Raw genomic sequence first — 14,038 nt, forward strand, 5'->3', positions numbered from 1 at the left:
TAATCTGGAAGACCCGTATCGCCTGTTCCGCTGCCATACCATCATGAACTGCGTCGATGTGTGCCCGAAGGGACTCAACCCGACGAAGGCCATCGGCAAGATTCGGGAAATGCTGGTGCGGCGGGCGGTTTAAGACACGCATCGTTCCGACTCGCGACTCATCGTGGGCCGCGTCTGGCTACCGCAAAGCTCAACGCGATCGATCCGGTCGCGGGCCTGTCCTCTCCTTCGTTCTCGACCGCCCGGTAACGCGGCGGTCGAGATGATGCCTCCCGTTCATCTTTCACCGAAGCCGCTTCACCCTGCATATCGTTGCCGCGACGCGCAGCGCGACGACGCATGGTCGTGCGAGATGTCATGTCCGTTCCTTGAGTTCAATTCGAGCCCTCATTCAACGATTGCGCGTTCCATTTGTAAAATGAATGATTTTCCGCATCTGATAACGGCATCGAATGGAACTGAAACTGTTGAAGACGTTTCTCGCGGTGGCGGAACTGCGCCACTTCAGCCGCGCGGCGGACGCGTTGCACCTGAGTCAGCCCGCCCTTAGCAAGCAGATCGGCGCGCTGGAAGCGAGTCTCGGCGGCAAGCTGTTCGAACGCGGCAGGCATGGGGCGGAGCTGACGTTGTTCGGTCAAGCGTTCCTGCCGGATGCGCAGGCACTGATGCGCGACGCCGACGATATCCTCGCCCGCGCGCGCGATGCCAGCAGCGGCAGAACCGGGCATTTGCGCATCGGCATTTGTCTTTCGGTGCTCACGCTGGTGCCGCGGCTCATTGCGGACTTTCGCCGGCAGAATCCCGGCGTGGCGATCACGCTCTCCGACCTCTCATCGTCGGAACAGAGCCGTCGCATTCTCGCCGGCAAGCTCGATGCAGGCTTCATGCGTCTGCCGGCGGCGAGCGGACTGACATCGTTCAGAGTGATCGACGAAGGTCTCGCGCTCGCCATGCCCGCCGATATCCGATACAAGCGGCTTCCGACGGACCTCGGCGTGCTCAATGACATCGGCTTCATCGCGTTGTCGCGCGCACGCGGTCCGGGCCTCGCGGCGCAGATCGACCGATGGTGCGGCGAACGACGTTTCGTGCCGCACGTCACGCAGCATGCAGAGGACGTGCAATCGGTGCTCACGTCCGTTGCGGCGGGCGTGGGCGTCGCGTTTATCCCGTCGCGCGCGCAGCATTTGCTACGCGATGCAACCGTCCTGCCGCTCAACGGCAAACATGCGAAGTGGCGCGTGGGTTTGGCGTGGCCATCGGCGAAAGAGAATGCGGTCACGGCCCGCTTCGTGCGCCATGTGCGCGAGGCATTGAAGGACGCCGCAACATAATAAGGACGGCGAACGTTATTTTCGTAGCTCGCCCGGTCCCTTGCCCGTCCAGCGCTTCAACGCGCGACGGAAGTTCGCCGTATCGCTGAAGCCGAGCAGCATCGCGACGTCGTCGGTATTCATCTTTGTGGTCTTCAGGTATTCGAGCGCGAGCGAACGGCGCACATCGTCGACGATCGCGAGAAACGACGTGCCTTCTGCTTGCAGACGCCGCCTCAGCGTGCGCGTCGTCATGTGCATCTGCTCGGCTGTCGCCTCCATGCCGGGAAAGACGCCCGGCGTGCTCATCAGTATCTGATAGACCTCGCCCGCGACACCGCTCGATGTCTTCGCCTGACCGATGAGCCTGTCGCACGTTTCCTGCAGGAGCGACGCCGTGAGCTGGTGCGCAAGCTGCGGCTTGCGATCGAGAATCGCGCTGTCGTAGATCAGCTCGCATTGCTCTTGCTCGAAGTAGCAAACACAGCCGAGATACTCCGGGTAAATGTCCGCATGCGCCGGCGCGGCGTAGGAGAAGCAGGCCTTGATCGGCGGACACAGCCCGCCCGCGACATCCTGCAGATGCGTGACGTGCTGCGTGTACTGCTGCTCGATGATGAACTCCCGCAACTCGCGCGACGGACTAGAGATAAAGGCATCGGGGAACGTCCAGACCATGCGGTCTGGATACTCGGTCCATTCGATGGCAACCGTCGGCGTGGCGAGCCGATGGTATTTCACGCCCAGCTTGAAGTAGTCGCGCAGCGAGAGGCAGGACATGAGGGCATACCCGTACATGCCGTAAGCCGAAAGATGCAGCTTCCTGCCGACCTTGAACGGCGTCGCGGGATCGCACGACAGCGAGATCGCGTTCCTGCACACGGTCGCGTACTGGCCGATGGACGTGAGCACGGACGCATCCTGCAGCGCCTCGACGCTGACGCCCGTGCCGCGCAGACTGTCGGCGGGCGCGATGCCTTGCTCCGCCAAGACCTCGACCAGAGCCGCGATCTTGTACGGCGCGTACATGCGTTCGTTGAGTGGGGGCCGGATCGTCGCCATGACTCGCTCGCTGGATTCGCTATGTCCTCGCAGGACTCTCGCCTGTCCGGAAAAGACCTTTCCGGCCGGATGCTAACTCAATAACATCAGTGTCACAAGCCGCCGTTGCGCGAAGCGCGGCGGCATCATGGAGACGAGGACAGCATCATGAGCAATCCCGGCCGCAAGGTCATCATTTCGTGCGCCGTCACGGGCGCCACGCATGTTCCTTCGATGTCGGAGCATCTGCCGCTCACGCCCGACGATATCCGTACGCAGTCGATCGAAGCCGCCGAAGCGGGCGCCGCGATTATCCATCTGCATGCGCGCGATCCTATCGACGGACGCCCCACGCCGAGCCCCGACATCTTCAGGCAGTTCGTGCCCGCTATCGCCGAGGCGACGGATGCCGTCATCAACATCACGACGGGCGGCAGCACCCGCATGACGCTCGAAGAACGGCTCGCGTATCCGCTCGCAGCGGCCCCTGAGATGTGCTCGCTCAACATGGGCTCGATGAACTTCTCGATTCATCCTCTGGCATCGAAGATCTCGACGTGGCGGTATGAATGGGAGAAGGGCTACGTGGAAGGCATGGAAGACATGATCTTTCGCAACACCTTCAAGGACATCAAGCACATCCTGCTCGAACTCGGCGGCAAGGGCACGCGCTTCGAGTTCGAATGCTACGACCTCGGACATCTCTACAATCTCGCGCATTTCGTGGATCAGGGGCTCGTCAAGCCGCCGTTCTTCATCCAGTCGGTGTTCGGCATTCTCGGCGGCATGGGCCCGGACCCGGAGAACATGACCGTGATGCGCGCCACCGCGGACCGCTTGTTCGGCCGCGAGAACTACTTGTTCTCCGTGCTCGGCGCGGGACGCCATCAGATGCCGCTCGTCACGATGAGCGCCATTCTCGGCGGCAACGTGCGTGTCGGGCTCGAAGACAGCATCTATCTCGCGAAGGGCGTGAAAGCCGGATCCAACGCGCAGCAGGTCAGGAAAATCCGCCGCATTCTCGAAGACCTGTCGTTCGAAATCGCGACGCCCGCGGACGCCCGCGCGATGCTCGGCCTCAAGGGACGCGATCACGTCACGCTCTGATTAACGCAGTTATCGATTCCACACGGCATGCCTCAAGCGACACATAACAACGGCAGCCATTCTTTCAGGAGACAACATGAACACCGGCGCTCTCAACGACACGGTCGACGCGATTCATCGCGCCGCGACGCGCAAGGCGATGCTGCGGCTCATCCCGCTCATGTGCGCGATCTATTTCATGTCCTTTCTCGATCGCACGAACGTGGCGCTCGCGAAGGTGCAACTCGCCGCCGACGTGGGCATCAGCGCGGCCGCATACGGCCTCGGCTCGGGCATCTTCTTTATCGGCTATGCGCTGCTCGAAGTGCCGAGCAATCTTGCGGCGCATCGCGTGGGACCGCGCCGCTGGATCGCGCGCATCGCGGTGAGCTGGGGCATTCTTTCGACCGCGATGATGTTCGTGCAGGGCGAGTGGTCGTTCTATGTGCTGCGCGTGCTGTTGGGCATCGCGGAAGCGGGGCTTTTTCCCGCGCTCATGTACATGGTCACGCTGTGGTTCGCGCCCGCTGACCGGCCTATCGCGGTGGGCTGGATCTACACGGCGCCGGCGCTCGCGCTGGTGCTCGGCAATCCGATCGGCGGCGCGCTGATGCAGTTGGGCGGCATCGGCGGCTTGCACGGCTGGCAGTGGATGTTCATGATCGAAGGCATTCCCAGCGTGCTCGCGGGCGTGCTGCTGTACTTCAAGCTGCCGGAGCGTCCGCATAATGCGCGCTGGCTCTCGTCCGATGAAGCGCAGGCCCTCGAAGCGCGCGCGGTCATCGACACGCACGGGCATCCGGAACTGACGTCGGCGGACTGGCTCGCCGCGCTCAAGCGGCCGACGACCGTGCTCATCGGACTCATCTACTTTCTGAATCAGGTCGCCTTTGTCGGGCTTTACTTCTTCACGCCCGCGATGATTCATCAGATGCACGTGAACTCGCCGTTCATCGTCGGGCTGCTGTCCAGCAGCGTGGGCGTGGGCTTTCTGCTGGGCGTGCTGATCCTGCCGCGCATCCATCGTCGGTATGGCAACGACTGCGTGTATCTGGGCATACTCACGGCTGGGCTCGTCGCGGGCGCGTGTGCGTTCGTGGCGACGGCCCATCCGGCGGCGCGCATGACATTGCTCGCGGTCACGGCGTTCTTCGGCGGCGGCGTCCTGCCTTCGTACTGGGCCATCGCGATGAAGCGGCTGCAAGGCATTCAGGCAGCGGCGGGCCTCGCGTTCATCAATACGATCGGGCTGATTGGCGGTTTCGTCGGACCGTATCTGTTCGGCATGACGGAGACGGTTACGGGGCGCAGCGATTCCGGCTTCCTCGTGATCGTCGTGGCGTCGGTGCTCGGGCTCGCGCTCGTGCCGGTCTTCGCGCGAGCGATCCGGCGCGAAGCGGGCGCGGCGTCGGCAATGAGCAATGGCAAGGCGGCCATCCACTCCTGACTGACACGAGAAGATTTCAACGATGAGACTCCAGAACAAAGTAGCGATCATCACGGGCGCGGGACAGGGCATCGGCGCGGCCACGGCATTGAAGTTCGCGCGCGAAGGCGCGATCGTCGTCGCGTGCGATATCAACGACGCAGCCGCGAAGGACGTGATCGCGCAATGCCGCGAGGCCGGCGCCGAGGCTTCGGCGTTTCGCGTCGACATGTCCGACCGTGACAGCGTGGATGCGATGGTCGCTGCCGTGCGCGAGCGGCACGGCAGAATCGACGTGCTCGTGAACAACGCGGGCATCACGCGCGATGCGCGCCTGCAGAAGATGACCATCGAACAGTTCGATGCCGTCATCGACGTGAATCTGCGCGCCGTGTTCCATGCCAGCCAGGCGGTGGTGGACGGCATGATCGCGCAAGGCTCGGGCGTAATTCTCAACGCGAGTTCGGTGGTCGGCATCTACGGCAACTTCGGGCAGACCAATTACGCGGCATCCAAGTTCGGCGTGATTGGCTTCACGAAGACCTGGAGCCGCGAGCTGGGGCCGAAGGGTATTCGCGTGAACGCGGTCGCGCCGGGTTTCGTCGAGACGCCGATTCTGTCGACTATTCCCGACGACGTGCTCGGCAAGATGCGCGCGCAAGTGCCGCTCGGACGGCTCGGGCGTCCCGAAGAAGTCGCCAACGTCTACGCCTTTCTCGCAAGCGACGAAGCCAGCTATATCAACGGCGCGGTCATCGAGGTATCCGGCGGCATGACGCTTTAATGCTTCGATGCTTCGATACGTCCGCGCGCTACTGCATGGTTCCACCTGAACATGAACACATTCGAACTTCTGAAACCGCAGCCTGGCTTGCGCGTGCTGATTAGCGGCGCGGCGTCCGGCATCGGCGCGGGCATCGCGCAAGCCTTTCTTGAGACGCAGGCGCAGGTATTCATCTGCGATGTGGATGCCGCGGCGGTCGAACGCTTCACGGCCACGCACGCGTCGCTGCATGGCTGCTTGGCCGACGTGAGCGATCCGCAGCAGGTCGATAAGGTCATCGACGAAGCGCGCGCCGCGCTCGGCGGCCTGGACGTGCTCGTGAACAACGCGGGCATCGCGGGTCCGACGGGGCCGGTCGAAGAACTCGATCCCTCGCAGTGGGAGCGCACCGTCACGACCAATCTCAACAGCCAGTTCTACTTCTTGCGCAAGGCGGTGCCGGTCATGAAGGAGACGTCGGAGCGGGCGAGCATCGTCACGATGTCGTCGGTGGCGGGGCGGCTCGGCTATGCGTTTCGCACGCCGTATGCCGCGACGAAGTGGGCGCTCGTGGGCCTCATGAAGTCGCTCGCCATCGAGCTCGGCCCGAGCAACATTCGCGTCAACGCGATCTTGCCCGGCGTGGTGCAGGGCGAACGGATGGATCGCGTGATCGCGGCGCGCGCGCAGTCGGTCGGCGTTTCGTTCGATGCCATGCGCGACGAGTATCTGAAGAAGATATCGCTGCGTCGCATGGTGACGGTCGAAGACATTGCAGCGATGACGCTTTTTCTTGCTTCGCCGGCTGCGGGGAATATTACGGGGCAGGCTATCAGCGTCGATGGGAACGTGGAGTATTTGTAGGCAGCACGTTCAGTCAGCGCGGAAGCGAAGCCGCGCTGACTAGCAAGCCAACGGCGCTCACTCCCGCTTCTCCCCACCCGCAAGCAAGCTCTTGATCTTCTCCTCCGTCTGCGCGTACTGCCCTTCCCCGAAGTGGCTGTACACCAGCTTGCCGTTCTGATCGATCAGATACAGCGCGGGCCAGTACTGATTGCCATAAGCCTGCCACGTCGCGAACTGGTTGTCCTGCGCGACCGGATACGTAATGCCGTTCTTCGCAATCGCTTTCTTGAGATTGCCCGTATCCCGTTCGAATGCGAATTCCGGCGAATGCACGCCGATCACCACGAGCCCCTTGTCGCGATAACGCGCGTTCCACTCTTTGATATACGGCAGCGTGTGCGCGCAGTTGATGCAGTCGAAGGTCCAGAAATCGACGAGCACCACCTTGCCGCGCAACTGCTTTAGCTGCAGCGGCGCGCTGTTGAACCAGTTGTCGATGCCCGTGAATTCGGGCGCTTGTTCTCCACTTGCGATAGCCGCGGAGCCGAGCGCCGAAGCGCCATTCGACGCGAATACCGCAAAGCCCGCCGTCGCCGCGATGCCGAGCGCGACTGCTGCAATCCTCAGACGACCGAACATGGTGCCTCTCCTTGGGTGGTTGATGTCAGCCCGTATTGCAGCGCGCCGATGTATCCGCACTGTGTCCCGCGTCGAAGCGAATCGCGTCCTCATGTATCGCCGCGCGCCGCGGATACATGGCGATACATAACGCCCGGATCGCGACATTCTCGCGATACATGCCAGCCGTGAAATAGCGCCATCGCTCATTCATGGAGGGCAGTCTCATGTTGCTGGTCATCGTGGCTTTTTTGGGCGGCGCGTTCACCGTGCTCAGTCCCTGCATTCTGCCGGTCGTGCCGTTCATCTTCGCACGCACCGACCGGCCGTTTCTCACCGATCGACTGCCGCTCCTCGCCGGCCTTGCCGGCATGTTCACGCTCGTCACCGGCCTGGGCGCGGCTGGCCTCGCCGGCGCGGCGCAGTTGAGCCAGTACGGCCGCTGGCTCGCGCTGGGGCTTTTTGCGCTGTTCGGCGCGTCGCTGCTCTTTCCCGCTATCGCCGCGCGGCTCGCGTTGCCGCTCTCCGCGCTGGCGGACCGCTTCATCGCGCGGTCTCAGGCGCAAAGCGCATCGCGCCGCATCGTTCCCGCGATGCTGCTCGGCGCGGCCACCGGGCTGCTCTGGGCGCCGTGCGCCGGTCCGATACTCGGCGCGATTCTCTCCGGCGCGGCGCTGAATGGCGCCAGCTGGCACACCGGCGCGGCGCTCGCGGCCTACGCGACGGGCGCGGCGTGCGCGCTCGCGGTGGCGTCGTCGCTCGGCAAGCGCGCGCTCGACGGCCTCAAGCGATCGTTCGGCATCGGCGAGCACGTGCGCCGGGCGATGGGCGCGCTCGTGCTGCTGACCGTCGCCGCCATCGCTTCGGGCGTCGACACGCGCGTGCTCGCGCTCGTCAAGGGCGTCTCGACCGATGGCATCGAGAGCCGGCTCGTCGCGCTCTTGTCCGCGCGCACGCCGTTGCGCGGCGAAGCGCAAAAGCCGCGCATCGTGCGCGTGGCGATGTCGTCGCCGAATGCATCGGCGAATCTTCCGGTACAAGGCTCGCTGCCCGCGCTCGACGGCGCGACGCAGTGGCTCAACTCGCCGCCGCTTTCGCGCGATGCATTGCGCGGCAAGGTCGTCGTCGTCAACTTCTGGACGTACTCGTGCATCAACTGCCTGCGCACGCTGCCGTATCTGCGGACGTGGGCGCAGCAGTACGGCGGCAACGGACTCGTCGTGCTCGGCGTGCATACGCCCGAATTCGGCTTCGAGCACGACACCGGCAACGTTCAGCGCGCGCTGCGTGATCTGCGCGTGTCGTATCCGGTCGCCGTCGATAACGATTACCGCATCTGGCAGGCGTTCGGCAATCGCTATTGGCCGGCGTTCTATATCGTCGATCAGGAAGGGCGCATCCGCTATCACCACTTCGGCGAGGGCGGCTACCAGGAGGCCGAGCATGTGATCCGGCAATTGCTCGGCGATGCTGCGCGGACGCCGGACACGAGCGCGCGCCCGGCGGTCGTCGCGAGCGGCACGCAAGTGGCGGCCGATCCGGCGCACGAGGCGTCGAGCGAAACGTATGTCGGCTATCGCGAGGCGGAAGGACAGGCGCCCGGCCAGCAAGTCCTGCGCGATGCCGCCGCCGACTACGCGCTGCCGCCACGTCTTGCGCTGAACGAATGGGCGCTCGGCGGGCGGTGGAACATCGGCGCGGAGGCGGCCGTGCCGGTCGCGTCGCATGCGCGCATCGCGTATCGCTTTCATGCGCGCGATCTTCATCTCGTGCTCGCGCCCGCCGCCGACGGAAAGCCGGTGCGCATTCGCGTGACCGTGGATGGCGCGGCGCCGGGCGCGTCGCACGGGGCGGACGTCGATGCGAACGGCAACGGCGTCGTCGATGCCGCGCGCCTCTACCAACTCGTGCGCCAGAGCGGAAGCGTCGATGACCGCACGTTCCAGATTGAGTTTCTCGACAGCGGCGCGCGCGCTTACGCATTCACCTTCGGCTGATGTTTGTATCGCTGTGTATCCGGCGCGGCGCGTGACACATGCGCTTGCACCGGGCAGCGCTGGCGGAAACAAGCCAGATACGTTGGCGCGTTTCAATACGTCTCAGGCAAGGCCGATTCGCTTCCGGCCTTGCAGTCAACCCCTCGACCTTTGGAGAACATCATGAAAGCCATGCAACTGATTGCTGCCGCCGCGCTTGCCGTCGCGCCCATCGTTACCTTCGCGCAGAGCGGGAACGACATCACGCGCGCGCAAGTGCGTGCCGAGCTCGTTCAACTGGAGAAGGCCGGCTATAACCCGGCAAGCGATCATTCGCAGTATCCGAAGAACATCGAGGCCGCGGTTGCGCGCCTGCATTCGGGTGATGCCGCGTATGGCGGCGCGGCGGCCGGCGCGTCGCAAACGGGCGCGCGACAGGGTGAGGTCGTCGGGCTCGGCTCGGTGTACGCGCGTCCGTGATGCGGATGCGTTCGCATCGCGCGGATGTGGTTGCGCGGTGCGAACGCCGAACCTTCACGCGATACGACATCGGCCGCGCTTTCGTACGGCCGCCTTGGCGCGGATGCAAGTTCGTCGTGGCGTTCATCGCGGGTTGCCTCGCGATTGCGACTTCAGCGGTGTGCCGCTAGTGTCGCGACTGCTCTAAGCTTGCACTCGGCGTCGCGTCTTGGCGATGCGTCTGCTCATACGTCTAACCGGTGTTAATGACGCCAGTCGCGCTTCCAAACCGCCGCCTTCGCGCGGATCAGACCCGGGTTGCCGTTGATAGCCCGCGCGAAGTGCCGCGCCATGCTCACATGCCGATTGCGCGATCTTCCCGCGAACGTCGCATCGCGCAACAAGTCGTGCGGCATGCAACGTAAAACGCCCGTTCGCGACACCAGCGGCGCTTCTTAACCGCCGCCTTCGCGCGCATGCAAGGTCAACGTGGCCTCCAGCGCCCGCGCCACTTGCCGCGCGATCGCAAGCGCCGGCGGCATGCCGCTCGTGTCCCGATTGCTCGAAGCTTGCCACCCGCACCGCATCGCGCAAGCAGGTCGTGCAGCATGCAACGCGACACCGCCGTCCAAGGATCGAGCAGCGCTTCGAAACCGCCGCCTTCGCGCATATCGAGATCAACGTCGCGTCAATAGCCGCAAGATCGCAAGCACTCGCCGCCGTGCTCAAACTTCTCTTGAGCCTCGCATCGCACGAAACAAGTCGTGCAGCATGCAACGCGAAACAACTACTCACAAAACCAGCCGCGCCTCCAACCCGCCGCCGTCCCGCGAATGCAACGTCAACGTAGCATCCATCGCGCGCGCGAGTTGCCGCGCGATGGCAAGTCCCAGCCCCGTGCCGCCCGTATCGCGATTGCGCGAGCTTTCCAGCCGCACGAAAGGCTCGAACACCGCTTCGAGCGACGCTTCCGGAATGCCCGGTCCGCGATCCATCACCGAGATGCGCGCGCGGCCATCGGCGAGCGGCTTCATCTCGATCTCCGCCGCGCCCGAAAACTTCAGCGCATTGTCGACGAGATTGCCGACGATGCGCCGCAACGCCTGCGGACGCGTCACCATCGCATGGCCAATGCGGCCTTCGAGCGACACGCTCTTTCTCGCGTCGCGGTAGTCGTCGACGATGCTCTCGATGAGCGCATCCGGATCGATGCGCACGGGCGCTTCATGCGTGCCGTGCAACGTCCGCGCGTACGTCACGCCTTCCTTCACGAGCGTTTCCATCTCCTGCAAGTCCTGCCGCAGCTTCGCGCCGGTCGCGCTGTCGTCCATCACGTCCACGCGCAGGCGCATGCGCGTGATCGGCGTCTGCAGATCGTGCGTGATGGCCGCGAGTATCTGCATGCGCTGCGCCATGTACATCGCGACGCGATCCTGCATCGCGTTAAACGCCTTCGCCGCGCGCAGCACTTCGTCCGGGCCTTCTTCGGGCAGGCGCTGTCCCTTGAGATCGGGACCGAGCGTGTCGGCCGCGTGCGCCAGTTCCGCGAGCGGGCGCGTGGCGAGGCGCACCGCGAGCCAGCAGCACGCCACCACCACCGCCAGTTGCAACGCGAGCACGAAAGGCAGCCAGCTCGACAGCGGCGTGCCCTTCATCGGGCGCATGTCGATGGTGAGCGGCGAGCCATCGGAGAGGCGCAAGTGGATCTGGAACCGTTCGGCGTGGCCGGGCACGGCGTTCGCCGTCAGCGGATAACGCTTGCCGATGCCTTCGGCGATCGACTGCGCGAATCGCTCGGACAACGCGGCGTCCGGCGGCGCGCCGCTCACGCCCGGGCCGAGGATGAAATCGTACGTGCGCCGCGCGAGTCGCGGCAACCACGCGGCGCGCTCGCCGGGCGGCAGGTGATCGAGCAGCGCGACCGAACTCGCCACTTCGCGCTCGACATAGCCCGTCATCACGTTCGTCATGCTTCGGTCGCGCTCGGTCATGGTGAGCCAGAACGCGGCCGCCTGCGCCACCGCGAGCCCGATCAGCAAGATGACCGCGAGCCGCGCGAAGAGCGTGCGCGGCAAGCGCAGCCACGCGGCGGCTGCGCGCGGCGCGTCCTCCGATACCCCGATGCGCGTGCTCATGGCGTGCCGCCGAGCGGCGTCACCGCGGCGGAGAACACATAGCCCTCGCTGCGCAGCGTCTTGATGTAGCGCGGCTCGCGCGCTTCGTCCTTCAGGCGCTGACGCAGGCGGCTCACGAGCAGGTCGATGGAACGGTCGAACGGATCGGCCTGACGGCCTTGCGTCAGATTGAGCAACTGATCGCGCGTGAGCACGCGCTGCGGATGATCCAGAAACACGCGCAGCAAGCGATATTCGGCGCCGGAGAGCGCGACCATCGTGCCATCGGCGTCGAGCAGATGACGCGCGGTCGTGTCGAGCCGCCAGTCGCCGAAAGCCAGCACGGGCGCGGTCTCCGTCACCTGCATGCCGGGCGGCAGCATGCGCGTGCGGCGCAGGACGGAGCGCATCCGCGCGAGCAGCTCGCGCACGGCGAACGGTTTCGGCAGATAGTCGTCCGCGCCCATTTCGAGGCCGAGAATGCGATCGGCTTCCTCGTTGCGCGCGGTCAGCATGAGCACCGGAACGGAGCGGAACTTGCCCGCGCGCAGTTCGCGGCATAGCACGAGTCCGTCTTCGCCCGGCAGCATCAGATCGAGCACGATCAGATCCGGCGCGCCCTGTTCGAGCACGGCGCGCATCTGCCGGCCATTGGCGGCAAGCGACACGCGCATGCCGTTCTTCTCCAGATACGTCGCGAGCAGTTCGCGGATGCCGCGGTCGTCGTCGACGATCAGCACGTGGTCGTTGGTTTCCATCGATCGCTCATGGCTTCTTGCGCTTGTATTGCACCCGGGCGGGCGTGAGCAACAGGCACTGCACCGGATGCGCGAGTTCGGCCGCCAGTCCGCCCGCGAGGAAGGCGACGATTGCCAGCATGCGTTTCACGGATGACTCCAGCGTTGACATGCAAGCTTTATAGCCCAAAGCGCGCGCGGTTTCGACAGGCGGGCGGCGCGTTTTGTATCGCAGTGTATCCGCGGCTTTGGGCGATACATAGCGTTGCACGCGTCGATCACGTTGCGACCCGCGCGGCGCCGCGTTTGTATCGCCATGTATCCGGAAGCAGCCTGATACAGAGCGATTCGAACACGGCGCTCATCTGAAACATGGCGGATACACGGGGGCGTTTCAATGGCGTCACGGCAGCAGACGGTGCAGACAACGCAAGTACACACGCAAGTACGCACGCAAGTGAGCGCGGGCCGGCACCTGATAAGCGTCGTCACTTTCAACCTCAAGGAGCTTAATGATGAAGACCTCGATCATCGCTTTATTCGTCGCCGCGAGCGCTTTCGCGGGAGCCGCGCAAGCCGCAGTCAACGATACCGCGCCCGCGTCGCAGGATACACAGTCGTCGGCGGTGCATCGCGTCATGGGCAAGACGCGCGCCGAAGTCCGCAGCGAACTCGTGCAGGCGCAGAAGAGCGGACAGATCGCGGCGCTGGCGAGTCTCTATCGCGGTAGCTGAGTGACTGCGTTGCGCATCGCCCGATTTCCAATCATTCGCAAGATCACTTTCAACCTCAAGGAGCTTAATGATGAAGACCTCGATCATCGCTTTGTTCGTCGCCGCGAGCGCTTTCGCGGGAGCCGCGCAAGCCGCAGTCAACGATACCGCGCCCGCGTCGCAGGATAAACAGTCGTCGGCGGTGCATCGCGTCATGGGCAAGACGCGCGCCGAAGTCCGCAGCGAACTCGTGCAGGCGCAAAAGAGCGGACAGATCGCGGCGCTGGCGAGTCTGTATCGCGGTAGCTAAGCGCTTGCGTTTCGCATCGCCTGATTTCCAACCATTCGAGGATCACCATGACGACACACATGGATACTGTGCTCTATACCGGCAAAACGCGCGTAACCGGAGGCCGCGAAGGACACGCGCGCAGCTCCGACGGCCGGCTCGACGTCAAGCTCTCGACGCCCGGCGCGGCCGGCGCGGGCACCAACCCGGAGCAGATGTTCGCGGCGGGCTGGTCGGCGTGTTTCATCGGCGCAATGCGCAAGGCCGCCGCCGTGCTGCAAGCGAAGCTGCCCGACGATACGGCCGTCGACGCCGAAGTGGATCTCGGCACGCACGACGGCGCGTATCTGCTGCGCGCGCGGCTTGCGGTGAGCCTGCCGGGCATCGACCGCGATACGGCGCACGCGATCGTCGAGGGCGCGCATCAGACCTGCCCGTACTCGAAGGCGACGCGCGGCAATATCGACGTGACCATCGAGGTCGTATGAGAGCGACGGCATGGCGGCGGCGCGAGGATGCGCTCGCTGCCGCCGGAATGTCGTGACTTCCGGGGACGCGTAAGAGCGGGCATGGCGCGTGCCATGAGCGAGAACGGTCGTCGATTGCGCGTCCGCGGTTGAACGGCGCGAGACGACCTGATATGTTCGCTTGAACCTC

16 protein-coding genes and 1 pseudogene are annotated in these 14,038 nt (G+C 64.6%); 11 read left to right on the top strand and 6 right to left on the bottom strand.

What is annotated here, in order from left to right:
- Both sdhB and HWX53_RS15695 read left to right on the top strand, forming a co-directional pair.
- Nucleotides 1-133 (top strand): annotated as a pseudogene (gene sdhB / locus HWX53_RS15690) (succinate dehydrogenase iron-sulfur subunit); the annotation flags it as partial.
- Nucleotides 134-452: 319 nt separating this feature from the next.
- Complete coding sequence (locus tag HWX53_RS15695; RefSeq protein ID WP_175942487.1) at nucleotides 453-1,334, top strand: LysR substrate-binding domain-containing protein; 882 nt, start codon at nucleotides 453-455, stop codon at nucleotides 1,332-1,334.
- A gap of 15 nt (nucleotides 1,335-1,349) precedes the next feature.
- On the opposite strand, the gene HWX53_RS15700 is transcribed toward HWX53_RS15695, so the two are convergent.
- Nucleotides 1,350-2,375, bottom strand: a complete 1,026-nt coding sequence (locus HWX53_RS15700) for an AraC family transcriptional regulator (protein ID WP_175942489.1) — start codon at nucleotides 2,373-2,375, stop codon at nucleotides 1,350-1,352.
- A gap of 147 nt (nucleotides 2,376-2,522) precedes the next feature.
- Between HWX53_RS15700 and HWX53_RS15705 the strand changes: the two genes are divergently transcribed.
- From HWX53_RS15705 to HWX53_RS15720, 4 genes are all read left to right on the top strand, one after another.
- The gene (locus HWX53_RS15705) at nucleotides 2,523-3,461 is read left to right on the top strand and encodes a 3-keto-5-aminohexanoate cleavage protein (RefSeq protein WP_175942490.1); all 939 of its coding nucleotides are present in this window, start codon (nucleotides 2,523-2,525) and stop codon (nucleotides 3,459-3,461) included.
- Nucleotides 3,462-3,537: 76 nt separating this feature from the next.
- Entirely contained in the window at nucleotides 3,538-4,887 is a 1,350-nt protein-coding gene (locus tag HWX53_RS15710; RefSeq protein WP_175942492.1) for an MFS transporter, read from the top strand.
- 22 nt (nucleotides 4,888-4,909) lie between these two features.
- A complete protein-coding gene (fabG, locus tag HWX53_RS15715; RefSeq protein WP_175942494.1) occupies nucleotides 4,910-5,650 on the top strand; it encodes a 3-oxoacyl-[acyl-carrier-protein] reductase in 741 nt (246 codons plus the stop codon).
- A gap of 51 nt (nucleotides 5,651-5,701) precedes the next feature.
- Nucleotides 5,702-6,493 (top strand): SDR family oxidoreductase, encoded by a 792-nt coding sequence (locus HWX53_RS15720; RefSeq protein ID WP_175942496.1) that lies wholly within the window; start codon nucleotides 5,702-5,704, stop codon nucleotides 6,491-6,493.
- Between the two features lie 57 nt (nucleotides 6,494-6,550).
- On the opposite strand, the gene HWX53_RS15725 is transcribed toward HWX53_RS15720, so the two are convergent.
- Together HWX53_RS15725 and HWX53_RS15730 are read right to left on the bottom strand one after the other, a co-directional pair.
- Nucleotides 6,551-7,114 (bottom strand): thioredoxin family protein, encoded by a 564-nt coding sequence (locus HWX53_RS15725; RefSeq protein WP_175942498.1) that lies wholly within the window; start codon nucleotides 7,112-7,114, stop codon nucleotides 6,551-6,553.
- 25 nt (nucleotides 7,115-7,139) lie between these two features.
- Nucleotides 7,140-7,322 carry a hypothetical protein gene (locus tag HWX53_RS15730; RefSeq protein ID WP_175942500.1) on the bottom strand — a complete coding sequence of 61 codons (183 nt, stop codon included), beginning with the start codon at nucleotides 7,320-7,322 and terminating at the stop codon, nucleotides 7,140-7,142.
- On the opposite strand from HWX53_RS15730, the gene HWX53_RS15735 reads away from it, so the two are divergent.
- Together HWX53_RS15735 and HWX53_RS15740 are read left to right on the top strand one after the other, a co-directional pair.
- A complete protein-coding gene (locus HWX53_RS15735) occupies nucleotides 7,321-9,090 on the top strand; it encodes a cytochrome c biogenesis protein DipZ (protein ID WP_175942502.1) in 1,770 nt (589 codons plus the stop codon). The two genes, HWX53_RS15730 and HWX53_RS15735, sit on opposite strands and share 2 nt — an antisense overlap.
- 162 nt (nucleotides 9,091-9,252) lie before the next feature.
- The gene (locus HWX53_RS15740) at nucleotides 9,253-9,549 is read left to right on the top strand and encodes a DUF4148 domain-containing protein (protein WP_175942504.1); all 297 of its coding nucleotides are present in this window, start codon (nucleotides 9,253-9,255) and stop codon (nucleotides 9,547-9,549) included.
- 770 nt (nucleotides 9,550-10,319) lie between these two features.
- On the opposite strand, the gene HWX53_RS15745 is transcribed toward HWX53_RS15740, so the two are convergent.
- The 3 genes from HWX53_RS15745 to HWX53_RS27930 are packed head-to-tail and all read right to left on the bottom strand — an operon-like array spanning nucleotide 10,320 to nucleotide 12,530.
- On the bottom strand, nucleotides 10,320-11,663 hold the full coding sequence (locus tag HWX53_RS15745; RefSeq protein ID WP_175942507.1) for a HAMP domain-containing sensor histidine kinase: 1,344 nt from the start codon (nucleotides 11,661-11,663) through the stop codon (nucleotides 10,320-10,322).
- The gene (locus HWX53_RS15750) at nucleotides 11,660-12,400 is read right to left on the bottom strand and encodes a response regulator (RefSeq protein WP_175942509.1); all 741 of its coding nucleotides are present in this window, start codon (nucleotides 12,398-12,400) and stop codon (nucleotides 11,660-11,662) included. The genes HWX53_RS15745 and HWX53_RS15750 overlap by 4 nt, the downstream gene beginning before the upstream one ends.
- A 7-nt stretch (nucleotides 12,401-12,407) precedes the next feature.
- On the bottom strand, nucleotides 12,408-12,530 hold the full coding sequence (locus HWX53_RS27930) for a hypothetical protein (RefSeq protein ID WP_256443438.1): 123 nt from the start codon (nucleotides 12,528-12,530) through the stop codon (nucleotides 12,408-12,410).
- Between the two features lie 364 nt (nucleotides 12,531-12,894).
- Here HWX53_RS27930 and HWX53_RS15755 point away from each other — a divergent pair, with 364 nt between their 5' ends.
- The 3 genes from HWX53_RS15755 to HWX53_RS15765 all read left to right on the top strand — a co-directional run bounded on the left by HWX53_RS15755 (nucleotide 12,895) and on the right by HWX53_RS15765 (nucleotide 13,869).
- Entirely contained in the window at nucleotides 12,895-13,113 is a 219-nt protein-coding gene (locus HWX53_RS15755) for a DUF4148 domain-containing protein (RefSeq protein ID WP_175942511.1), read from the top strand.
- 70 nt (nucleotides 13,114-13,183) lie between these two features.
- A complete protein-coding gene (locus HWX53_RS15760) occupies nucleotides 13,184-13,402 on the top strand; it encodes a DUF4148 domain-containing protein (RefSeq protein WP_175942513.1) in 219 nt (72 codons plus the stop codon).
- Between the two features lie 47 nt (nucleotides 13,403-13,449).
- Nucleotides 13,450-13,869, top strand: a complete 420-nt coding sequence (locus HWX53_RS15765; RefSeq protein WP_175942515.1) for an organic hydroperoxide resistance protein — start codon at nucleotides 13,450-13,452, stop codon at nucleotides 13,867-13,869.
- Nucleotides 13,870-14,038 lie beyond the last annotated feature (169 nt).

Source organism: Caballeronia sp. BCC1704 (assembly GCF_902833455.1).
GTDB lineage: Bacteria > Pseudomonadota > Gammaproteobacteria > Burkholderiales > Burkholderiaceae > Caballeronia.